The sequence below is a fragment of the Oceanithermus profundus DSM 14977 genome (genome assembly GCF_000183745.1).
Classification (GTDB): Bacteria; Deinococcota; Deinococci; order Deinococcales; family Marinithermaceae; genus Oceanithermus; species Oceanithermus profundus.
In genome coordinates this window covers 1123043-1143973 of the sequence record NC_014761.1, presented here as the reverse complement: position 1 = coordinate 1143973, position 20931 = coordinate 1123043, and the positions used below count along the sequence as shown (strand labels likewise).

The window sequence follows — 20931 nt, the reverse complement described above, 5'->3', positions numbered from 1 at the left end:
CGGCGAGTGTAAAGCACACTTGACATATCGTCAGGCTAGCTTTACCATGGTGTCAAGGAGGCTTGACATGGGATCCGGCAACCTCAACCCGCACGCGATCAACGAGGCCATCGAGCAACGTTTGTTGCTGCTGCGCACGGAAGCGGCGCGCCTCCGCACGACCAACCGCGCTATGCCCCGTTCCTGGCGCCGGGCCGCGGCACGGCTGCTCATGCGCGCCGCGCGCTGGTTCATGCACGCCGCCGAGCGCCTGGAGGTGGGTCGCCTTGAAGAACAGGCTTCCGGTGCTTAGGGCCGAGCGCGGCTGGAGCCAGGCAGCGCTGGCCGAGCGGCTGGGCGTGAGCCGCCAAACCGTCAACGCCATCGAGAAAGGGCGCTACGACCCCAGCCTGCCGCTGGCCTTCAAGATCGCCGCGGTCTTCGGGCTGGCCATCGAGGACGTCTTCGAACCCGAGGAAAGCGAGGCTCTCCATGCCGAGTGAACGACCCAAGGTAAAGATCTCGATCAACGGCACCGCGATCGTGCTGGCCGTCGTGGCCCTGGTGGCCTTCCGGGCGGGGGCGGTGCCGGCCGCCTGGGCGCTGGTTTGGGCCTACCTGGCGGGCGTGCTTCTTCTGGCCGCCGTGGTGGCCTGGATTGGGATGGTCGCGCCCTCGGGCCAGGTCCAGGTGGCGGCGGTCGCCGGCGATACCGCGCCCCGCGGCGACGAAGGCTTGTTCGGCAGAGGCGCGCGTGTAGCGGTCTTCTCGGTCTGGGTTGCGGTCACCGCAGTGGCCTTCCTCTACCTGGCCTTCTCCGGCCACCCCCTGCTCCTGCTGCCCGCGCTTTCCCTCGTCGCGGTGGTGCTGCCCGGCGCGGGCGAGCGCCTGCTGGTGGACGAGTACGTGCGTTCGGTGCTGGTGCGCGCCTCGACGGCGGCGCACGCCGCGGGGCTGGGGACCGGTTTTCTGGTGCTCGTGCTGGCGCGGCCGACGGCGCTGGAGCTCTTCGCCGTGGTGCTCGCGGTCTACGCGATCGTGCTCGAGTGGGCGGCCTGGCGCGAGCTGCGTTAAACTCGGTGCATGCAACGCGCGTACATCGAAGAGATCGCCCGTTACGAGGGGCAGGAGGTGCGGCTCGCCGGCTGGCTGGTGAACCGGCGCAGCAAGGGCAAGCTGCACTTCCTCATCGTTCGCGACGGCACCGGCTTCATCCAGGCCACCGTCTTCAAGGGCAACGTCGACGAAGCGACCTTCGTCCGCGCCGACCACCTGCGCCAGGAGACGGCGCTCGAGGTCTGGGGCCGGGTCAAGGCCGACGCCCGCGCTCCCGGCGGCTACGAGATCGAGGTGCTGGGCCTGGAGGTGCTGAGCGAGCCCGAGGGCGAGTACCCCATCACCCCCAAGGAACACGGCATCGAGTTTTTGATGGACCACCGCCACCTCTGGCTGCGCCACCGCCGGCCGTGGGCGGTGATGCGCATCCGCGACGAGATCGAGCGCGCCACCTACGACTTCTTCGCCCAGCGCGGCTTCGTTCGTTTCGACACCCCCATCCTGACGCCCAACGCCGTCGAGGGGACGACCGAGCTCTTCGAGGTGGACCTCTTCGACGGCCAGAAGGCCTACCTGAGCCAGTCGGGCCAGCTCTACGCCGAGGCGGGGGCACTGGCCTACGGCAAGGTCTACACCTTCGGCCCCACCTTCCGCGCCGAGCGCTCCAAGACCCGGCGCCACCTGCTGGAGTTCTGGATGGTCGAGCCCGAGGCGGCCTTCCTGGACCACGAGGGCAACGTCGCCCTGCAGGAGGCCTACGTGAGCTACCTGGTGGGCCGGGTGCTCGAGCACCGCGCGCGCGAGCTGGAGCTGCTGGGGCGCGATCCGGCGGCGCTCGAGCCCGCGGCCGCGGGCGATTACCCGCGCCTGACCTACAAGGAGGCCATCGACCTGCTCGAGAAGATCGCCGCCAGCGACCCCGAGGTGGACGCCCTTCCCTACGGCGAAGACTTCGGCGCGCCCCACGAAGCGGCGATCAGCCGCCGCTTCGACCGGCCGGTCTTCATCGAAAAGTACCCCGCGGCCATCAAGGCCTTCTACATGCAGCCCGACGACGAGGACCCGAGCCTGGTCAAGAACGACGACCTGCTCGCCCCCGAGGGTTACGGCGAGATCATCGGCGGCTCCGAGCGCATCCACGAGCCGGGGCTGCTGCTGAAGCGCATCCGCGAGCACGGGCTGCCCGAGGAGGTCTTCGACTGGTACCTGGACCTGCGCCGGTACGGCAGCGTGCCGCACGCGGGCTTCGGGCTGGGGCTCGAGCGCACCGTCGCCTGGATCGCCGGCCTGGCCCACGTGCGCGAGGCCATTCCCTTCCCGCGGATGTACACGCGGATGCGCCCATGAGATATTCATCACGAACTGGGAGCTCGTGAAACATGAAGATTACTCTGCCCTCCAACGTCGACGCCTTGCTCGTCAAGCGTCCGGAGAACGTCCGCTACCTCTCCGGCTTCACCGCACCCGAGGACGCCTGGGTCCTCTACCGTCCCGAAGCCCCGGTCCTCTTCACCGACGCCCGCTACGGCGAACAGGCGCCCGCGGAGTCGCGCGTTCCGGTGGAGATCGTGAACCCCCGGGAGGGCTACGGCTTCCTCGAGCCCCACGTCGCCGGCCTGCGCGTCGGTTACGAAGCCCGTCACCTCCCCTGCGCCGAACTGGAGCGGCTGCGCGCGGTCACCTCGGCCGAATGGGCGGCGACCGAGAACCTCGTCGAGCGGCCGCGCCGCCTCAAGACCCCCGATGAGATCGCCCGCATCCGTGCGGCCGCGGCGCTGGCCGACCGGGGCCTGGCCTGGCTGCTGCCCCGCATCCGCCCGGGCGTGCGCGAGCGCGACCTGGCCCTCGACCTCGAGTTCTGGCTGCGGCGCGAGGGCGCCGAGGGCGCGGCCTTCGACTTCATCGTCGCTTCGGGCCCCCGGGGGGCGCTGCCCCACGGCGTCGCCTCGGACCGGGCGATCGAGGCCGGCGAGCTCGTTACCCTAGACTTCGGGGCCGTCGTCGGCGGCTACCACTCCGACATGACCCGCACCGTCGCCGTAGGCGAAGTCACCGGCGAGATGCGCCGCGTCTTCGACGTGGTCCTGGAGGCGCTGGAGGCGGCGCTGGAGGCGGCCCGGCCCGGCGTGGCGGCGCGCGAGCTCGACGCCGTGGCGCGCCGCGTCATCGAGGCCGCCGGATACGGCCCCCAGTTCGTGCACTCCCTGGGGCACGGCGTGGGGTTGGAGATCCACGAGGCCCCCTTCCTGAACGCGCGTTCGGAAGAGGTGCTGGAGCCGGGAATGGTCGTCACCCTCGAGCCCGGCGTCTACCTGCCCGGCCGGGGCGGGGTGCGCATCGAGGAGCTGGCCGTCGTCACCGAAAACGGACTCGAGCTGCTCAGCCACAGCCCCCGGGGCTGGACGGAGGTCTGAGGCGTGCGGCCGGTGTTCGCGGTCCTGCTGCTCGCGGCGCTCGCCGCTTGCGCCCCGCGGGCGTCGGCGCCCGCCGCCGCGGCCGCGCCTACGACGATAGCGCGGGTGCACGTCGTCCAGCCGGGCGACACCCTTTTCGCCATCGCGCGCCGCTTCGGGATCAGCGTCGAGGCGCTGCGCGCGGCCAACGGGCTGACGGATGACCGCATCCACCCCGGTCAGGTCCTCGTCGTGCCCGGCCCCCCGCCGCCGCCCGCGGCCCCGCTGGGCTACGTCGAGGAGGGCGTGGCCTCCTGGTACGGGCCGAACTTCCACGGCCGCCGCACCGCGAGCGGCGAGGTCTTCGACATGTACGCCTACACCGCGGCGCACCGCACCCTGCCGTTCGGCAGCGTGGTGCGCGTGACCCGGCTCGATACCGGCGCCCGGGTGACCGTCCGCATCAACGACCGGGGCCCCTTCAAGAAGAACCGCATCCTCGACCTCAGCTACGCCGCCGCGCGCGAGATCGGCCTGATCCGCACGGGCACCGCGCGGGTGCGCATCGAGGTCGTCGGTTACGAGGACTGACGTGCACTACGGATTCCACAACTCCATCAGCGGCCGGCGCGGCTACGCCGCCGCCCTCGACCGCGCCGAGGAACTGGGCACGACCGCGGCCCAGCTCTTCGCCAAGAGCCCGCGCAGCTGGCGAACCCGCAGCCTGCGGCCCGGCGAAGCCGAGGCCTTCCGCGACGCGCTGGCCATCGGCCACGTGCGCCGCACCGCCATCCACGCCTCCTACCTGGTCAACCTCGGAGCCGAGGGGGAGCTCTGGGAGAAGAGCGTCTTCAGCCTCGCCGACGACCTGGAGAAGGCCGCCCTGCTGGGGGTCGACTACGTGGTCGTGCACCCCGGCTCGGGTCCTCCCGACCGGGTGCGCGAGGGGGCGCTGAAGGCGCTCGCCCTCGCGCCGGCGGGCCCTTGGCTGCTGCTCGAGAACGTGGCCGGTCGCGGCCGCAAGGTGGGGCGGCGCTTCGAGGAGCTGGCCGCCTTGATCGAGGGCACCCCCATGGGCGTGACCTTCGACACCTGCCACGCCTTCGCCGCCGGTTACCCGCTGCACGAAGACCCCGCCGGCGTGCTCGACGAACTCGACCGCACCGTCGGCCTCGAGCGCGTGCCGCTCGTCCACCTCAACGACTCGGTGGGGGCGCTCGCGAGCGGCGTGGACCACCACGCCAACCTTGGGGAGGGGCAGATCGGCGCGGCGCTCGCCGAGATCGTCCGCGACGCGCGCCTTGCGGACAAGACCTTCATCATGGAAACCCCCAAGGAGGCCGACGGCTACAACCTACAGACGTTCCGGCGCTGGGCGGGGCTCGGCTAGACGTCGAGGACGTCGTAGGCCCGCGCCGCGGGGTCGAGCACGAAGCGCAGCCGGTCGCCTTCGCGCAACTGGCCCGCCCGCGCCAGGTCCGCGGGGTGCAGGACCGCGGGTTTGGCGTAGCCGCCGATGGTGCCGCGGTCGGCGAGGAGCAGCATCGGCGCGCCCCCCGGGGGGACCTGCACCGCGCCCAGGGGCACGCCTTCGCTCGTCACCTCGCCTCCGGGAACCGCGGCCCCCTCGAGGCGCACCCCCATACGGTCGGCCGCCGCGACGCGGAAACGGCCGCGCAAGAGCGCCTCCAGGGCCTCGGGCTCCGCCTGCGGCCCCGGCCACAGCCGCAAGACGACCTCGGGCTCCGCCCGCCCGTCGCGGCGCCAGCTTAGCTCCACCCTGCGCAAACCGCTTCGCGCGGCCGCCGCCCGCAGCCGGTCTCCGGCCCGCAGTGGGCGGCCGATGCGCCCCTTGAGGTCGGGGCTGGCGCTCCCCATGAAGCGGCCCAGCACCAGGCCGCCGGGCACGGCCAGGTAACCGCGGGCGCCGCCGGAAAGGACGCGCAGGTCCAGGCGCTCGCCGCGCCGCAGGGTGCGCGCCCACGCCCGCATGCGTCCGTGGGCGTCCTGCAGCGCCAGGGCCACGGTCACGCCTTCTAGGGCCTCGAGAACCGGCCCGGCGAGGTTCAGCTCCAGCGCGGCCGCTTCGGGCGGGTTGCCGATCAGGCGATTGGCGACCCCCAGCGAGCGGGCGTCGAGGGGGCCGCTGCGCGCCAACCCGTAGCGGCCGGCGCGGAAGCGTCCGGCGTCGACGGGGAGGGTGAGCAACCCGGGCTCGAGCACCTCGAACACCGCCGCGCCCTCCCCCGCCTCGAGCAGCTCCACGGGCTGGGGCGGACCGGGCGGCGCGCCTTTCCGCGGCACGAACCGCACCCGGTCCCCAGGCTCGAGCAGGAAGGGCCGCGCGCGGTGGGGGTCGTAGACCCGGACCAGGGTGCGCCCGAGCAGGTTCCAGCCCCCGGGGCTCTCCTGGGGGTAGATGCCGGTCTGGACGCCCGCGATGCCCACGGCGTGCGCCGGCACGCGCTTGCGGGGGACGGCGCGCCTGGGCAGGCGCAAGGGTTCGGGCACCTCGGCCATGAAGGGAAAGCCCGGGGTGAAGCCGACGGCGTAGACGCGGTAGTCCACGCCGGCGTGCAGCCGGACCACCTCCTCGGGGCTCAGGCCGGTGCGCTCGGCGATCTCGGGCAGGTCGAGGTCGCCGTAAAGTACCGGGATCTCGACGCGGCGCCCCTCCGGCCCCTCCCCCGCCTCGAGGCCGCGGGCCCAGTCGCCGAGCGCCCCGGCGTCCACGCTGCGCGGGTCGTACTCGACGAAGATGCGGTCGTAGCTGGGGATCCAGTCGCGCAGCCAGGCGGGCGGATCGGCTTCGATGGCCGCCGCGGCGCGGGCCACCCGTGCGCCCACCCGGGGGTCGATGCCGCGCCCGTAGACGAGGTAGGCGCCCCAGGTCATCGGTAGCTGCGCACGTCCACCCCCGCGGCCTCGAGCGCCCGCCGCACCGCGCGCGCGATCTCGACGGCCTCGGGGTTGTCGCCGTGAACGCAGAGGGTCTCGGCCCGGACCTCCACCTCGCCGCCGTCCAGGGCCGCGACCTTTCCTTCGAGGACCATCTGCACCGCCCTTTCGGCGGCCCGCTCGGGGTCGCGGACGAGCGCCCCCTCCATGCTGCGCGGCGCCAGCCGGCCGTCCGCGAGGTAGGCCCGGTCGGGAAAGGCCTCGCGCACGTAGCGCACCCCCACCCGCCTGGCCGCCGCCTCCATGGGCGTGTTCGGAAGCAGCACCAACGGCAGTTCGGGGTCGTAGTCGCGCACCGCCCGCGCCACCGCCTCGGCGGTCGCCTCGTTGCGGAGCATCTGCAGGTAGAGCGCCCCGTGGGGTTTGACGTGGTGAAGCGGCATGCCCTCCACCTTCAGGAAGGCCGCGAGCGCCCCGATCTGATAGAGCGTGTCGGCGTAAGCCTGTTCGGGCGTCACCGCCAGGTCGCGGCGACCGAAGCCCACCAGGTCGGGAAACCCCGGGTGCGCCCCTACGGCGACCCCGTGCTTTTTGGCCAGGGCGATGCTGCGTTGCATCGTGAGCGGATCACCGGCGTGGAAGCCGGTGGCCAGGTTGACCGAGCTGAGCAGCGGAAACAGCGCCTCGTCGCTGCCCATCTTCCAGGGGCCGAACGATTCCCCGGCGTCGGCGTTCAGATCGATGCTGGGCATGGGCACCTCCTCGTACATATTGTTGCACGCCGGAAAGGGGCTCGCTGGGATTGGGCCAAAGGACCCCGTCGACGTCGAACTATAATGGACGCGGAGGTGAGCTTATGAAAAGGTATGCACTCTGGTTGACCGCGGCCCTCATGCTGAGCGGTCTTGGCCTCGCCAAGACCAAGTGGGACATGCACATCGCCTGGCCCTCCGGCAACTTCCACACCAAGGGCGTGGTGATGTTCGCCGACCTCGTTGCCAAGAAGACCGGCGGCGACCTGGAGATCGCCGTCCACCCCGGCGGCGCCCTGGGGTTCAAGGGGCAGGAAGTGCTGGGCGCGGTGCGCAGCGGCACGCTGCCCATCGCCGAGCTGCTCATGGGCAACGCCCGCGGCGACGACCCCATCTTCGGGCTCACCTCGGTGCCGCTGTTGGTGAAGAACTACGACGAGGCCTGGAAGCTGTACCAGATCGCCAAACCCTACTACGAGGAAGCCCTGGCCCGCCACAACGCTAAGCTGCTCTACGCCGTCCCCTGGCCCCCGAGCGGCATCTACACCAAGAAGATGCTAAAGAGCACGGCCGACTTCAAGGGGCTGAAGATCCGCACCTACGACGCCAACTCCGCCGAGTTCGTCACCCTGCTGGGGGGGCAGGGCATCGCCATTCCCTTCAGCGAGCTCTACACCGCGCTTTCCACCGGGCTGGTGAACGGGGTGCTGACCTCCACCCAGACCGGCGTCGACGCCAAGCTTTGGGAAGTGACCAACTACTTCCACCGCATCAACTACGCCTTCCCGCTCAACATGGTGATCGTCAACAAACAGGCGTTCGACAAGCTCCCCGCCGCCGAACAGCAGGCCATCCTCGACGCCGCCGCCGAGGTGGAGGCCTTCCAGTGGAAGGCCTCGCAGAAGGCCGACCTGGTCTCCGAGATCGCGCTCAAGAACCACGGCATGCAGATCGTCAAGGACATCACTCCCGAGCTGCAAAGCGCCATGGAGGCCGCGGCCCAGAAGATCCTGGAGAAGTGGATGGCGGAAGCGGGGCCGAAGGCGAAGGAAGTCCTCGACGCCTTCCAGGGCAAGTAAGGAGCCGCCGTGCGGTCCATCGTGCGGGCCGCAGAGGGCCTGGCCACCCTGACCGGATGGGTGGCCGGCTTTCTGCTGCTGCTCACCACCGGCCTCATCCTCTACGAGATCGCCCTGCGTCAGTTCTTCGGACGCAGCACCCTGATCGCCGAGGAGTACTCGGGGTACTTCATGGCGGGGATCGTCTACCTGGCCGCGGGGTACACGTTGCAAAAGGGGGAGCACATCCGCGTGGGCCTGCTCCGCGAACGCCTGAGCCCGGCATGGCGGCGCCGTCTGGACCTGATCGCGGGCCTGCTGGGCCTCGCCTTCGCCACCCTGCTCGTCCTCGCGCTGGGAAACCAAACCCTCGACGCCCTGCACTACGGCACCCGCAGCTTCCTTCCTTCGCGCACGCCGCTCGTCTACCCCTACGCGGGGGCGCTCGCGGGGGCGCTGGTCCTCTGGACGGGCTTCGTCGCCTTCGTGCTCAAGCGCTGGGCCGGTGAGGAGGGCTAGATGGATCCCCTCGTCGCCGTCGTCGTCCTGCTCGCGATCCTCTTCCTGCTGCTGGGGCTGAGCGTCTGGGTCTTCGTATCCCTCTTCGCGGTGGCCCTCGTCTCCATCGACCTCTTCACCTCGACCCCGCCGCTGCGTCTGCTCGGCAACATCGCCTGGAACGCCACCGACTCCTGGGCCCTGGTGGCGCTGCCGCTCTTCATCTTTATGGGCGAGCTGCTGCTGCGCACCCGCATCTCCGAACGCATGTTCGACGGCCTTGCCCCCTGGCTGGCCTGGCTTCCCGGCCGGTTGCTGCACACCAACGTGGTGGCCAGCACGATTTTCGCCGCGGTCTCGGGCTCTTCGGCGGCCACCGCCGCCACGATCGGCAAGATCAACATCCCCGAACTGCGCAAGCGCGGCTACGACGACGACCTGATCCTGGGCTCGCTCGCGGGGGCCGGAACGCTGGGCTTCTTGATCCCGCCGTCGCTCGTCATGATCATCTACGGCGTGCTCGCCGAGGTGTCGATCGGGAAGCTCTTCATCGCCGGGGTGATCCCGGGGCTTATGCTCGCCGGCGGCTTCATGCTCTACCTCGTCTACGCCGGGCTGCGCTGGCCCGAAAAGGCGCCGGGCGGAGACCGGTACACCTGGAAGGACCGCTTCTTCGGGCTCGTGAACCTCGTGCCCGTCACCCTGCTGATCCTGCTGGTGCTCGGCAGCATCTACATGGGCTTCGCGACCCCGACCGAGTCGGCGGCGATCGGGGTGCTGGGGGCGTTCCTGCTGGCCCTCGCCTACCGATCGCTCACCCTCGAGAGCTTCCGGCAGGCGGTGCTGGGCAGCGTGCGCACCACCAGCATGATCGGCCTCATCATCGCCGGCGCGTCGCTGCTCTCGACGGCGATGGGCTTCATGGGCATCCCCACCGCGCTGGCCGCCTGGATCGCCTCGCTGGGGCTTTCGAAGTACCTGCTCGTCGTGGTGATCGCGCTCTTCTACATCGTCCTCGGTTTCTTCCTCGACGGGATCAGCATGATCGTGATCACCCTGCCCATCACGCTGCCGCTCGTCACCCAGGCAGGCTTCAGCCCGCTGTGGTTCGGCATCTTCCTGGTGCTCATGGTCGAGGCCGCGCAGATCACCCCGCCGGTCGGTTTCAACCTCTTCGTCATTCAGGGGGTGGCCCGGGCTCCGATCTTGCGGGTGGCGCGCGCGGCGCTGCCTTTTTTCGCCATCCTGATGGGGCTCGCGGCGCTGATCACGGTCTGGCCCGAGGTCGTGCTCTTCCTCCCCCAGCTCATGCGCGGATAGGATGGGGCTATGAAGATCGAATCCGCCGAGGTCGTCGTCGTCGAACTGCCGCTGAACTTCCGCTTCGAGACATCGTTCGGCGTGCAAACCCACCGAACCGTTCCCCTGCTCGTGCTCCGGGGCGAGGGGCTCGAGGGCTACGCCGAGGGCGTGATGACCGCCTTCCCCGGCTACCGTGAGGAAACGCTCGCCGGCGCCCTGGATCTGGTAGAAAAGGGCCTGCTTCCCGCCGCGGTGGGCCGGGACTGGCCGAACCCCGAGGCGCTGGCCCGGGCGCTGGAGCGCTTTCGCGGCAACCCCATGGCCAAAGCGATGGTCGAGATGGCGTTCTGGGACCTGTGGGCGCGGGGCCTGGGGCTGCCGCTCAAGGACGCGCTGGGCGGCGTCCGCGACCGCGTCCCCGTGGGGGTCTCGCTGGGCATCCAGCCGGATCTGGAGGCGACGATCGACGCCGTGGCCCGGCACCTCGAAGCCGGCTACCGGCGCATCAAGTTGAAGATCAAGCCGGGCTGGGACGTCGCGGTGGTGGCCGCCGTGCGGGAACGCTTCCCCGAAGCCCACCTCACCGTCGACGCCAACTCCGCCTACCGGCTCTCCGATGCGCGCAAGCTGGCGCGGCTGGACGCCTACGACCTCGACTACATCGAGCAACCCCTCGCCTACGACGACCTGCTCGACCACGCCCAGCTCGCCCAGCGGCTGGATACCCCGATCTGCCTCGACGAGTCGATCACCTCGGCGCGCGCCGCCCGGCAGGCGCTCGAGCTCGGCGCGGCCGGGGTGATCAACGTCAAGGTGGCCCGGGTGGGCGGTCACGGCGAGGCCCGCAGGGTGCACGACCTGGCTCAGGCCTTCGGGGTGCCCGTCTGGATGGGCGGGATGCTCGAGACCGGGGTGGGCCGCGCCCACAACATCCACGCCGCGACCCTCGCCAACTTCACCCTTCCGGGGGACACGAGCTCCGCGAGCCGCTACTGGGCGCACGACGTCGTGAACGAACCCCTCGAGGCCGAGGAGGGATGGATGCCGGTCCCCAAGGGGCCGGGGCTGGGCGTCACCCTGGACCGGGCCTTCCTCGAGCGCGTGCGCGTAGGCGGCTTTGAGGTTTCTGGAGGCGCGGCGTGAGCGGCATCGCCTACTTCTGGATGGCCGTCGGCTTCCTGTTCACGATGCTGGGCGGCCTGATCTTCGTCTTTTCCCTGCAACCCGAAGGCGGGGAGCGGCGCTACGCCTACGCCAGCTGGGCGGTGGCCGTCTTCTTCTACCTGCTGGCCGCCTGGACGCTCTGGCGCGGCATCTGACGGCCTACGGGCTTAGCGGTTCGGCCCGGTAGCCGCGCTCGTCACGAACGAGCCGGCCCAGCGGGGCTCCGGGATCGTGCGGGGTGGCCAGGTAGGCCCCCTCCTCGGCCCACGCCGGGTAGTAGGCCTTGCGCACCTCCAGCGTGGTTACGGGGTAGAGGTCGTAGGCCATGATGTAGGCCAGCGGCGCGTGGGCCAGCGTGGGCATCAGGTCGGCGGTGTAGACGAGGGTGCGTCCATCGGAGCGGAGCACCACCCCCTGCTGCCCCAGGGTGTGGCCCGGCAGCGGCACGAGCGTAAGGCCGGGCAACACCTCGACCTCCCCTTCCACCTCTTCGAACAAACCGGCCTCCGCCACGGGCTCGACGTTCTCCGGGAGGTAGCTGGCGCGGTTGCGCTCGTGGACGTGGGTCGCGTCGTACAGCTCCTGTTTCTGCACCAGGTAGCGGGCATTCGTGAAGAGCGGCACGATACGGCCATCTCGTGAAACTGTGTTCAACCCGGCGTGGTCGAAGTGCAGGTGGGTGTTGATGACCAGATCGACGTCCCCCGGGGACAGCCCCAGGGCCCGCAGCTGTTCGAGCAAGCGGCCCGCGCCCTCGATGCCGTAGATCTTGCGGTGCTTCTCCCCTTGCTTGTCGTCCATCCCGGTCTCGATCAGGACCCAGCGTTCGCCCGCGCGCACGAGCATCGGCCGGATCGTCAGGGGGATGCGGTTCTGCGCGTCGGCCTCGGCGACGCGGCTCCAGAGCGGTTTGGGCACGACCCCGAACATCGCGCCCCCGTCGAGGCGGAAACGCGCGTCCTCCAGGAAGTAGACCTCGAACCCGCCGAGCTTGAAGGGCTTCATGCGCCTATTCTACGCGCGCCGCCCGCCGGATCTCGGCGAGCAGGGGCGCGGGATCCTCGCCGGAGGCCAGTTTCTTGATGAGCGCCGAACCGACGACGACGCCGTCGGCGACGCGCGCCGCCTGGCGGGCCGTCTCGGCGCCGGAGACGCCGAAGCCGATCGCGACGGGCAGCTCGGTCTGCGAACGGATGCGGCCCACCAGGGGCGCGAGGTCGGGCATCTCGCTGCGGGCGCCGGTCACCCCGGTCACGCTGACGGTGTAGACGAAGCCGGTCGTGTGCCGGACCACCTCCCGGATGCGCGCGTCGGTGGAGGTCGGGGCGAGCAGGAAGACGGTGGCGAGTCCAGCGTCGTGCGCGGCGCGCACGACCTCCGGATCCTCGTCCGGGGGCAGGTCCGGGAGGATGACCCCGTCGAGCCCGGCCTCCGCGAAGGCTGCGAAGAAGCGCGCCGGGCCCCAGGCGAAGACGGGGTTGACGTAGGTCATCAGCAAGAGCGGCTTGTCGGTACGCTGCCGCAGCGCGGCCACCAGCGCGACGACGTCGGCGGTGCGCACCCCGGCGCGCAGCGCCGCCTCGCCCGATCGCTGGATCGTCGGGCCGTCCCCCAGGGGATCCGAATACGGCAGGCCGATCTCCATCAGGTCGGCGAACTCGAGCAGTTGGGTCGCCGTGTCCAGGTAGGCTTCGGGGCTCGGGTAACCCGCGGTCAGGTAGGGGACGACGGCGGCCCGCCCTTCGTTCCGGGCGCGCCGGAAAGCGGCTTGGATCCGGCTCATCGTGACTCCTTTCCCAACAAACGCATCACTTCGGTAACGTCCTTGTCGCCCCTGCCCGAAAGGTTGATGACGAGCACCTCGTCGCGCCCCATCTGCGGCGCCAGACGGGCGGCGTAGGCCACCGCGTGGGCCGACTCGAGCGCGGGGAGGATGCCCTCGGCGCGGCTGAGCAGCTGGAAGGCCGCGAGGGCCTCCTCGTCGGTCACGGCCACGTACTCGGCCACCCCGGCGTCCGCGTAGTGGCTGTGCTCGGGGCCCACCCCCGGGTAGTCGAGGCCCGCGGAGACCGAGTGGGCCGGAAGAATCTGGCCGTCCTCGTCGTGGAGCAGATACATGTAGGACCCGTGCAGCACGCCGCGCTTACCGGCGCCGATGCTGGCCGCGTGGCGTCCGCTGGCGAGCCCCTCGCCCGCCGCCTCCACGCCGATCAAGCGCGGACGTTTTTCCGGGGGCAGGTAGGCGAAGGGCGCGAAGGCGCCGATGGCGTTCGAGCCCCCGCCCACGGCGGCGACGATGGCGTCCGGGGTGTTCCTGCCTTCGGCTTCCTGGAGCTGGCGGGCGAGCTCCAACCCGATGACGCTCTGCAGGTCGCGCACCAGCATCGGGTAGGGATGGGGCCCCACCACGGAGCCGAGGATGTAGAAGGTCGTCTCCACGTTGGTGACCCAGTCGCGGATGGCCTCGTTCGTTGCGTCCTTGAGCGTTTGGGTGCCGCTGGTCACGGTGCGCACCTCGGCCCCCAGCAGCTCCATCCGGAAGACGTTGAGCTCCTGCCGCCGGACGTCCTCCGCGCCCATGTAGATCACCGCCTCCAGGCCGAACAGCGCCGCCACCGTGGCCACGCTGACGCCGTGCTGGCCCGCGCCGGTCTCGGCGATGACGCGGCGCTTGCCCATCCGTTTGGCGATCAGGGCCTGGCCCAGGGTGTTGTTGATCTTGTGCGCCCCCGTGTGGTTAAGGTCCTCGCGCTTGAGGTAGACCCGCGCCCCGCCCCAGGTTTCGGTCAGGTTACGGGCGAAGTAGAGGGGGCTGGGGCGGCCGGCGTAGTGGCGCAGATGGTCGTCCAGCTCGGCGAGGAAGTCGGGGTCGCGGCGCAGCCGTCGGTAGGCGGCCTCCAGCTCTTCCAGGGCCGGCATAAGCGTCTCGGGGACGTAGCGGCCGCCGTAGGGGCCGAACCGTCCGCGTTCGTCCGGTAAAGGGTACTCGGGAAGGTACATGTTTGCGCTCCTCCAGTGTTCTCGGGGTTTGGGTTCGGATTGTAAGCGGGGAAAGGAATGGGACGCGGCTTCACCAGAACCGCTGGTGACGGATCTTGTAGGTACGGGGCGTACGGATCCGCATCTTGCCCCTACCTTACCGACCCGCCGGCGCGCCGGTCAAGGCGTTAGGCTAGGGGCATGGACTTCAGCGGAGCGGTGCTGGCCGGGGGCCGATCCAAGCGTTTCGGGCAGGACAAGGCGCGGTACGTGTGGCGCGGACGTCCCCTCGCGGCCTACGTACTGGAGAGCCTGCGCGAGGCCGACGAGCGGTTCATCGTCGCCGGGCGCCCTTACCCCGAGTTCGGGGTGCCCGTCTTCGGCGACGTGGTCCCGGGGGCCGATTCGCTGAGCGGGCTGCACAGCGCGCTGGTGCACGCGCGCCACGACTGGGTCGCCGTCGCCGCCTGCGACCTGCCGCAGCTGACGCCGGCCTACTGGGCCTACATGTTCGCGCGGACCCGCACGACCGAGGGGCTCGCGGTCGTCGCCGAGGGGCCGACCGGTTGGATCGAGCCTCTGGCGGCGTTCTACCGCAAGGACCTGGAGCCGGTGGCGCGGGAGCAGATCGCGCGCGGCGACCTCTTCCTTAAGCACCTCGTCGAAGCGGCCCGGGCCGCCATCGTCCCCTGGAGCGAGCTAGCCCCCCGTTTCGGCTCCGGGCTCTTTCTCAACGCGAACCGCATCGAAGACCTCGTCGGTGGCGCGGACGATCAGCCTCCCGGGTGAGGTGTTGAGCCGGTAGCCGAGCGGGCGCACGTAGGTGCAGACGGTTAGGTTGTGGCGTTCGGCGCTGTCGAGCCCGCTCCGGGTCGCGCCCGTGCGGCTGGTGAGGAGGACCGCCCCCATGGCCGCCGCCTTCTGGGCCATCTCGGCCGAGACCCGGCCGCTCACGGCGAGCGCGAAGGGCGGGGACCAACCTTCGAGCAGCATCCGGCCCGCGATCTTGTCCACGGCGTTGTGGCGGCCGATGTCTTCGGAGAGGTGCAGCAGCCGCCCATCGGTGGTGAAGAGCGCCGCGCCGTGGATGCCCCGGGTGCGCCGGTACTCCACCGCACGCTCGCGCAGCACCGCGTGCATGCGGACGGGAAGTTCGGGGTCCAGGGCGACGAAGGGCAGCTCGCGCACGTTCCGCTGCCCGTAGACGATCCCCATGCCGCAGCTGCTGGTGCGCAGGGGAACCCCCGGCCCGGCCCGGCCCGCCACCTCGAACTCGAGCACCCCCTCGGCGCGGCGGAACCAGCGCACCTGATCCAGGGTGTCGAAGGCGCCGCCCAGCCAGAGAAAGCCAAGGCCCAGCTCGACCTCTTCCCCGGGCGAGTGCGCCAGCCGCAACGCCGGACGCCCGTTGACGACCAGGGTCAGCTCGACCTCGCGGGGCGCCTCGAAGCGCGCAGGATGGAAACGTCCCTTCTCGTAGCGGTACATCACTCCTCCACCGCCCCGGCCTCGTAAAGGAACTGCATCTCCACTGCGGCCGCACGCAATCGAGGCAGGTCCAGCCGCCCCGTTTCGCGCAGGTCGACGGCCGGAAGGGTGCGCCCGCAGCTCTTGCAACGGTAGAGCCGGTAGCCCGCTTCGTAGGGGTAGTACTCCAGCTTCTTGGCTTCTTCCTCGCCGCAGTAAAGGCAGCGCACCCTGGGAACCGGCCAGCGGCTGTCGCATATCCGGCAGACGGCGTAGCGGAAGCCGTTCGCGTCCAGGTAGGCCACGTCGGCCTCGGCCCCGCAGACCGGGCAGGTGGCGTCGTCGGGCCCCTCGCTCCGGGGTTCGGCGTCTTGGGAACGGTGGTAGCGGCGGAGCGTCTGCAGCAGCGCGAACTCGAGCAAGGGATCGTCCGGACCCTCCGCTCCGGAGCCGAGGAGCGCCGCGCGCAGGGCCTCGAGCCGGGTCGCGTTCAGGTCGCGGTACCCCCGGGCCCGCTCCGCCCAGTCGGGCTGTTCGCGGGCGATCACGTCCAGCACCTCACGGAAGCGCGCGGCGAAGCCGGGGTACCCCCCGGCCGCCCCGTCGGCGGCCGGGAGGGCCTCGAGGCTGCGAAACAACGGTTCGAGATCGAAAAGGTTCACGTTCCTCCTCAGCTTAGCTCAGAAGCGCAGCACGCCCGTCTGGCCGGCGTAGACGATGAAGTAGCGCAACAGGAAGCCCCCTGCCAGCACCAGCAACGCGGCCAGCGAAGCGGCGCGGCGCTGCGCCTCCATGTACAGCGGCAGGGCGACCCCCAGCACGACGAAGCCCCAGAACGCCCAGGCGAGCTCGCCCGTCAGGGCGGCCTGCACGGCGTTCTTCGCCAGCGGGTAGGTCCAGATCAGGTGCGCGACGACGAGGACGATCTCGATCAGCGCAAAGTTGAAGGAGATCCGGTGCAGCCCCGGTTCGCGGTTGCCGAGGAGCACGAGCAAGGCCGCCCCCGTGGTGTACGCCGAGGCGAGGAAGATCCAGGGCATCAGCGGGCTGCCGCTCCAGAAGGGGCGGGCCGTGGCCATCAGCAAGACGCCGGTGTAGCCGACGACGAGCAGCACCAGAATGGCCGTCACCCAGACGAGCCACCCGGGCCATTCGCGCATGACCAGGAGCAGGAAGAGGCCCAGCCCCGAGAGCGCCAGCACCGCCGACCCCAGCCACATGACCGAGATGGGGTGGAAGCCGACGAGCAGGTGCCAGAAGCGCACCGGCTGGCCCAGGTCGACGATGAGCAGCAGCGCCCCGATCACGATCCCGATGAAGGCCAGGAAGGCCCCCGACCGCCTGGCGCGTTCGTCGCGCAGGCCCAGGGCGATCAGGAAGGCCCCGCCCCCCATGGCCGCGAGCCAGAAGTACAGGACGATGTAGATGCCCCATTCGCCGGTCATCACCGCTCACCTCCCACTTCTTCACGGCGCTCGGCTATCCAGCGCGCTCCGGCGAAGCCGAGGACCGCCGCCGCGATGCCGGCCGAGAGCCAGCCGCTGGCCACCTTGCGCTTCTCGGTCACCGGCCCGACGGGGAGCCCGTAGGCGCTGGGGTGCTTGAGCAGCACGTAGAGCACGTGGGTGCCGCCCATCTCGGCAAGGCCGTAGACGTTGGCCTGGTCGTACCCCGCGCCCTTGAGCGCGGCCAGGCGCTGTTCGGCCAGCGCCTTCATCTCGGCGTAGCGGCCGGAGTGCAGGGCGCCCGTGGGGCAGGCCTTCACGCAGGCCGGCTCGAGACCGTTGCTGACGCGGTCGTAACAGAGCGTGCACTTGTCCACCACGCCCTTTTCCTCGTCGTAGTGGATGGCGTCGTAGGGGCAGGCCTGGACGCAGTTGCGGCAGCCGATGCACCAGTCCTGGTCTACGGTCACCACGCCGCCCTCGCGGTAGCCCACGGCCCCCGTGGGGCAGGCTTCCACGCAGGCCGCGCTCGAGCAGTGCATGCAGGAGTCGCGGGTGAAGTCCCAGAAGACCTCGCCGCGATCGACGCCCTCGGTGTACTTCATGCGCAACCAGGTCATCGACGAGAGCGAGGGCGGGTTCTCGTAGCTGCCGGTGTTGACCGTCGCCTCCCCGGGCAGGTCGTTCCACTGCTTGCAAGCGACCTGGCAGGCCCGGCAACCCGTACAGTGGGAGGCGTCGAACAGAATCGCGTAATCGTTGGGTTTCGGCATCCCAGCCTCCTTCCTAGATCCGGGCGTTCAGGTCGATCTTCTTGGGCGGCTTGGCGAGCTTCTTCAGCCGCACCAGCATCGCCTTGGTCTCGGGGATGAAGCAGTTGGGGTCGTGCACGCTGGGCGTGAGGGCGTTCCCCGCCGACTCGGGGCGGGCGCCGCCGCCCATGTAGCCCCAGTGCCAGGGGATCCCCACCTGGTTCACCACGCGCGCGCCGTTCTCGTCTTCGATCTTCAACGGCTGGATGCGCGGCGTCACGATGGCCACCGCCTCGACCGACCCGCGCGCCGACTCCACCAACACCCACTCGCCGTTCTTGATGCCCAGCTCGCCGGCCAGGTCGGTCCCGATCTCGACGAAGGGGTCGGGCTGAAGCTCGAGCAGCCAGGGCACATTGCGGCTCATCATCCCGGTGTGCCAGTGCTCGGTGAGCCGGTAGGTCGTCGCGATGATCGGGTAGTCCTTCGGGTCGCCGTAGACGTCCAGGTCCTTGAAGTGCCAGACCTTGCAGACCGGGTCGTTCTGCTGGCCGAAGGGGTTGAGCACCGCCGACTCCCAGGGCTCGTAGTGCTCGGGGAAGGGGCCGTCCTTGAGGCTGAGGGCGAACAGGTGCCCCAAACCGTCGGACTTCATGATGAAAGGCAGCACCGTGCCCGGCTTCCAGCCGCCGTCGGGCACGTCGCCTTCCCACTTCTGCTTCTCGGCGTTCCAGCGGATCACCCAGCGCTTCTCGTCGCGCGGCTGTCCGGTGTCGAACCAGACCGAGGCGCGGTTGTAGCGGATGCGGCGGTTGACCGGCCAGCACCAGGCCCAGTTCGGGTAGATGCCGATGCCCGCCGGGTGGTCGGTCTTGGAGTCGCGGCGCGCCATCATGTTGCCCGCCTCGGTCCAGGAGCCCGAGTAGAGCCAGTTGCCGGCGGCGGTGGTGCCGTCGTCCTTCAGCTTGGTGAAGCTCGCCACCTGCTGACCGGTCGTCAGGTCGAAGCCGTTGATCTCCTTGGCCCAGTGCACGGCCTGCTCCTCGGACCACTCCGGCCAGGAGAGGTTGACGATCGGATCGGGGAAGGCGCCGCCCTCGGCGTAGAGCTTCTTCAGCTCCTCCACCAGCTTGGTGAAGAAGTACATCTCGTCGACCGTGCCTTCGGGCGGCTCCGCCGCCCTTTCGTACCACTGCGCCCAGAGGCCGGTGTTCGTGATCGAGCCCGTCTTCTCGACCCAGACCGGGGTGGGGATGAAGAAGACCTCGGTCTTGATGTTCTTCGGGTCCACGCCGGGCCGCTTCCAGTGGGCGGCCGTCTCGGTCTCGAAGGGGTCGAGGACGACCAGCCAGTCGAGGCTGTCGAGCGCCTTGCGGGCCATGTTGACGTTGGCCGCGCTCATCGCCGGGTTCTGGCCCACCGCGATCAGGCCCTTGAGCACGCCCGAAAGGGCCGCGTGCAGCAGGGCGTGGTGCGAGTAGTCGCTCGAGGCGTCGGGCTTGCCGCCGACGTGGGGGCCCAGCTTGGCCAAGTAGAGGTAGCTGATCTCGGGATCGATCTTGGGCCACCAGGCCTTGAGCTGGCTGACGAAGTACTTGGGCAGGTTCTCCCACCAGTTGGGGGCGTTGGGAAGGAGGCGTTTGGGCGTCTTCGCCTCCAGGTAGCTCTGCAGGGTGGGGAACTTGCGGTCGGGTACCGGCATGTACCCCGGAAGGATGTGGTAGAGCAGCGCGTGGTCGGTGGACCCCTGCACGTTCGAGTGACCGCGCAGCGCGTTCACGCCGCCGCCGGCGCGCCCGATGTTGCCGAGCAGCAGCTGCACGATGGCGTAGGCGCGGATGTGCTGGGTGCCGTAGGAGTGCTGGGTGGCCCCCATGGCGTAGGTGATCGTGCCGACCCGGTCCACCTGGCCGGTCGAGCCGAAGAGGTCGTAGATCTGCTTCAGCTTGGCCTCGGGAATGCCGGTGATCTTGCTGACCATCGACAGCGTGTAGCGGCTGTACTGCTTCTTGAGCAGCTGGAAGACGGAGTTGGGGTCGGTCATCGTGGGGTCGCGCTTGGCGTAGCCGTCTTCCCCGATCTGGTAGGTCCAGGTGCTGCGGTCGTAGACGCCCTTCTCGTTGGGGTTGTCGGGCGTGGGGTTGTAGCCGCTAAAGAGGCCGTCGAGGTCGGTCGCGGTCTTGAACTCGGGGTTCACCAGCAGCGTCGCGTTGGTGTAGTTCTTGACGTAGTACTCGTCGTAGAGCTTGTTCTCGAGGATGTGGTGGATCAATCCGCCCATGAAGGCGATGTCGGTCCCCACCCGGATCTGGGCGAAGACGTCGGCCCGCGCGGCGCTGCGGTTGAAGCGCGGGTCCACGACGATGACCTTGGCCCCGCGGTCCTTCGCCTCCATGATCCACTTGAAGGTGAGCGGGTGCTGCTCGGCGGGGTTGCCCCCCTCGATGAGGATGACGTCGGCGTTCTTGAAGTCGATGGGGTGGTTGGTCATCGCCCCGCGACCAAAGCTTTCCCCGAGTGCCGGCACCGTCGAGGAGTGGCAGATGCGGGCCTGGTGCTCGATGTAGTTGAGGCCGAGGGCGCGGGCGAACTTGATGAACATGTAGCACTCTTCGTTGCCGTTGGAGCTGCCGCCCAGGAAGGCCACGGCCTCGGTGCGGTTGACCACGTAGCCGTCGTCGTCCTGCTGGATCCAGTACTTGTCGCGGGTCTCCTTGATGCGGCGGGCGATCTGCTGGATCATCCAGTCGATGGGCTTCTCCTCCCAGGTGTCGGAGCCCGGGGCGCGGTAGAGGGTCTTGGTCATGCGGTAGGGGCTCTCGACGAAGCCGCGCGCCGCCTCCCCCTTGCTGCAGAGCTGGCCGCGGTTGATCGGGTGGTCGGGGTCGCCCTCCAGGTTGACCAGCCGCCCCTCCTGCGCCGCGGCGATCATGCCGCAGCCCGTCGCGCAGTAGGGGCAGATGACGGGATGCTCGCCAACGGGCTTGTGCAGCCGCTTCTGCCCCGACGGCTGGGCGCGGCCCCGCAGGAAGAAGACACCGCTGGCGGCACCGCCGACCTTGAAGAAATCGCGTCGGGTAAGCACGCTCTCGCCTCCTTTCGGCCGCCGTGGAGCGGAAAGACGTGGAAGCGTGTACCGGGTTGTGGCGCTCGTAGGCGGTTACCTTAGCCTACCAAACATGCCCCCC

The 20931-nt window shown here is 69.9% G+C and carries 23 protein-coding genes; 13 read left to right on the top strand and 10 right to left on the bottom strand.

Annotated features, from left to right (window positions below):
- Positions 1–67: 67 nt before the first annotated feature.
- From OCEPR_RS05635 to OCEPR_RS05605, 7 genes are read left to right on the top strand one after another with little or no spacing between them, the layout of a single operon-like run.
- Positions 68–292: a hypothetical protein gene (locus OCEPR_RS05635; RefSeq protein WP_013457746.1), complete on the top strand. Its 225-nt coding sequence runs from the start codon at positions 68–70 to the stop codon at positions 290–292.
- A complete protein-coding gene (locus tag OCEPR_RS05630; protein ID WP_013457745.1) occupies positions 267–482 on the top strand; it encodes a helix-turn-helix transcriptional regulator in 216 nt (71 codons plus the stop codon). Before OCEPR_RS05635 ends, OCEPR_RS05630 begins: the two co-directional genes overlap by 26 nt.
- A complete protein-coding gene (locus OCEPR_RS05625; protein WP_013457744.1) occupies positions 472–1053 on the top strand; it encodes a hypothetical protein in 582 nt (193 codons plus the stop codon). The genes OCEPR_RS05630 and OCEPR_RS05625 overlap by 11 nt, the downstream gene beginning before the upstream one ends.
- A gap of 9 nt (positions 1054–1062) precedes the next feature.
- On the top strand, positions 1063–2382 hold the full coding sequence (gene asnS / locus OCEPR_RS05620; protein WP_013457743.1) for an asparagine--tRNA ligase: 1320 nt from the start codon (positions 1063–1065) through the stop codon (positions 2380–2382).
- A 32-nt stretch (positions 2383–2414) separates the two neighbouring features.
- Positions 2415–3449 (top strand): aminopeptidase P family protein, encoded by a 1035-nt coding sequence (locus OCEPR_RS05615; protein WP_013457742.1) that lies wholly within the window; start codon positions 2415–2417, stop codon positions 3447–3449.
- A gap of 3 nt (positions 3450–3452) precedes the next feature.
- Complete coding sequence (locus OCEPR_RS05610) at positions 3453–4019, top strand: septal ring lytic transglycosylase RlpA family protein (RefSeq protein ID WP_013457741.1); 567 nt, start codon at positions 3453–3455, stop codon at positions 4017–4019.
- A gap of 1 nt (position 4020) precedes the next feature.
- Positions 4021–4818 (top strand): deoxyribonuclease IV, encoded by a 798-nt coding sequence (locus tag OCEPR_RS05605; RefSeq protein WP_013457740.1) that lies wholly within the window; start codon positions 4021–4023, stop codon positions 4816–4818.
- On the opposite strand, the gene pxpB is transcribed toward OCEPR_RS05605, so the two are convergent.
- Together pxpB and OCEPR_RS05595 are read right to left on the bottom strand one after the other, a co-directional pair.
- Positions 4815–6323: a 5-oxoprolinase subunit PxpB gene (gene pxpB / locus OCEPR_RS05600; RefSeq protein WP_013457739.1), complete on the bottom strand. Its 1509-nt coding sequence runs from the start codon at positions 6321–6323 to the stop codon at positions 4815–4817. The two genes, OCEPR_RS05605 and pxpB, sit on opposite strands and share 4 nt — an antisense overlap.
- Entirely contained in the window at positions 6320–7078 is a 759-nt protein-coding gene (locus tag OCEPR_RS05595; protein ID WP_013457738.1) for a LamB/YcsF family protein, read from the bottom strand. The genes pxpB and OCEPR_RS05595 overlap by 4 nt, the downstream gene beginning before the upstream one ends.
- A gap of 104 nt (positions 7079–7182) precedes the next feature.
- On the opposite strand from OCEPR_RS05595, the gene OCEPR_RS05590 reads away from it, so the two are divergent.
- The 5 genes from OCEPR_RS05590 to OCEPR_RS05570 are packed head-to-tail and all read left to right on the top strand — an operon-like array spanning position 7183 to position 11255.
- Entirely contained in the window at positions 7183–8157 is a 975-nt protein-coding gene (locus tag OCEPR_RS05590) for a TRAP transporter substrate-binding protein (protein WP_013457737.1), read from the top strand.
- Between the two features lie 9 nt (positions 8158–8166).
- Complete coding sequence (locus tag OCEPR_RS12275) at positions 8167–8655, top strand: TRAP transporter small permease subunit (protein ID WP_013457736.1); 489 nt, start codon at positions 8167–8169, stop codon at positions 8653–8655.
- Positions 8656–9954, top strand: coding sequence for a TRAP transporter large permease (locus OCEPR_RS05580; protein WP_013457735.1), 1299 nt, complete (start codon positions 8656–8658; stop codon positions 9952–9954).
- A gap of 9 nt (positions 9955–9963) precedes the next feature.
- Positions 9964–11079: an o-succinylbenzoate synthase gene (gene menC, locus OCEPR_RS05575; protein WP_013457734.1), complete on the top strand. Its 1116-nt coding sequence runs from the start codon at positions 9964–9966 to the stop codon at positions 11077–11079.
- Positions 11076–11255 (top strand): hypothetical protein, encoded by a 180-nt coding sequence (locus tag OCEPR_RS05570; protein ID WP_013457733.1) that lies wholly within the window; start codon positions 11076–11078, stop codon positions 11253–11255. Before menC ends, OCEPR_RS05570 begins: the two co-directional genes overlap by 4 nt.
- A gap of 4 nt (positions 11256–11259) precedes the next feature.
- Here OCEPR_RS05570 and OCEPR_RS05565 read toward each other — a convergent pair whose 3' ends face one another.
- Genes OCEPR_RS05565 through trpB form a run of 3 tightly spaced genes read right to left on the bottom strand, consistent with a single transcriptional unit; the run spans position 11260 to position 14100 of the window.
- The gene (locus OCEPR_RS05565) at positions 11260–12105 is read right to left on the bottom strand and encodes an MBL fold metallo-hydrolase (protein ID WP_013457732.1); all 846 of its coding nucleotides are present in this window, start codon (positions 12103–12105) and stop codon (positions 11260–11262) included.
- 4 nt (positions 12106–12109) lie between these two features.
- Positions 12110–12883 (bottom strand): tryptophan synthase subunit alpha, encoded by a 774-nt coding sequence (gene trpA, locus OCEPR_RS05560; protein WP_013457731.1) that lies wholly within the window; start codon positions 12881–12883, stop codon positions 12110–12112.
- Positions 12880–14100: a tryptophan synthase subunit beta gene (gene trpB / locus OCEPR_RS05555; protein WP_013457730.1), complete on the bottom strand. Its 1221-nt coding sequence runs from the start codon at positions 14098–14100 to the stop codon at positions 12880–12882. The genes trpA and trpB overlap by 4 nt, the downstream gene beginning before the upstream one ends.
- Positions 14101–14280: 180 nt before the next feature.
- On the opposite strand from trpB, the gene mobA reads away from it, so the two are divergent.
- Positions 14281–14868: a molybdenum cofactor guanylyltransferase gene (gene mobA / locus OCEPR_RS05550; RefSeq protein ID WP_013457729.1), complete on the top strand. Its 588-nt coding sequence runs from the start codon at positions 14281–14283 to the stop codon at positions 14866–14868.
- On the opposite strand, the gene OCEPR_RS05545 is transcribed toward mobA, so the two are convergent.
- Genes OCEPR_RS05545 through fdnG form a run of 5 tightly spaced genes read right to left on the bottom strand, consistent with a single transcriptional unit; the run spans position 14779 to position 20828 of the window.
- Entirely contained in the window at positions 14779–15567 is a 789-nt protein-coding gene (locus OCEPR_RS05545) for a formate dehydrogenase accessory sulfurtransferase FdhD (protein ID WP_013457728.1), read from the bottom strand. The two genes, mobA and OCEPR_RS05545, sit on opposite strands and share 90 nt — an antisense overlap.
- The gene (locus OCEPR_RS05540) at positions 15567–16208 is read right to left on the bottom strand and encodes a formate dehydrogenase accessory protein FdhE domain-containing protein (RefSeq protein WP_013457727.1); all 642 of its coding nucleotides are present in this window, start codon (positions 16206–16208) and stop codon (positions 15567–15569) included. The genes OCEPR_RS05545 and OCEPR_RS05540 overlap by 1 nt, the downstream gene beginning before the upstream one ends.
- Before the next feature lie 18 nt (positions 16209–16226).
- The gene (nrfD, locus tag OCEPR_RS05535; protein WP_013457726.1) at positions 16227–16991 is read right to left on the bottom strand and encodes an NrfD/PsrC family molybdoenzyme membrane anchor subunit; all 765 of its coding nucleotides are present in this window, start codon (positions 16989–16991) and stop codon (positions 16227–16229) included.
- The gene (locus tag OCEPR_RS05530; RefSeq protein ID WP_013457725.1) at positions 16991–17764 is read right to left on the bottom strand and encodes a 4Fe-4S dicluster domain-containing protein; all 774 of its coding nucleotides are present in this window, start codon (positions 17762–17764) and stop codon (positions 16991–16993) included. The genes nrfD and OCEPR_RS05530 overlap by 1 nt, the downstream gene beginning before the upstream one ends.
- Positions 17765–17777: 13 nt before the next feature.
- The gene (fdnG, locus tag OCEPR_RS05525) at positions 17778–20828 is read right to left on the bottom strand and encodes a formate dehydrogenase-N subunit alpha (RefSeq protein WP_013457724.1); all 3051 of its coding nucleotides are present in this window, start codon (positions 20826–20828) and stop codon (positions 17778–17780) included.
- Between the last annotated feature and the right edge of the window lie 103 nt (positions 20829–20931).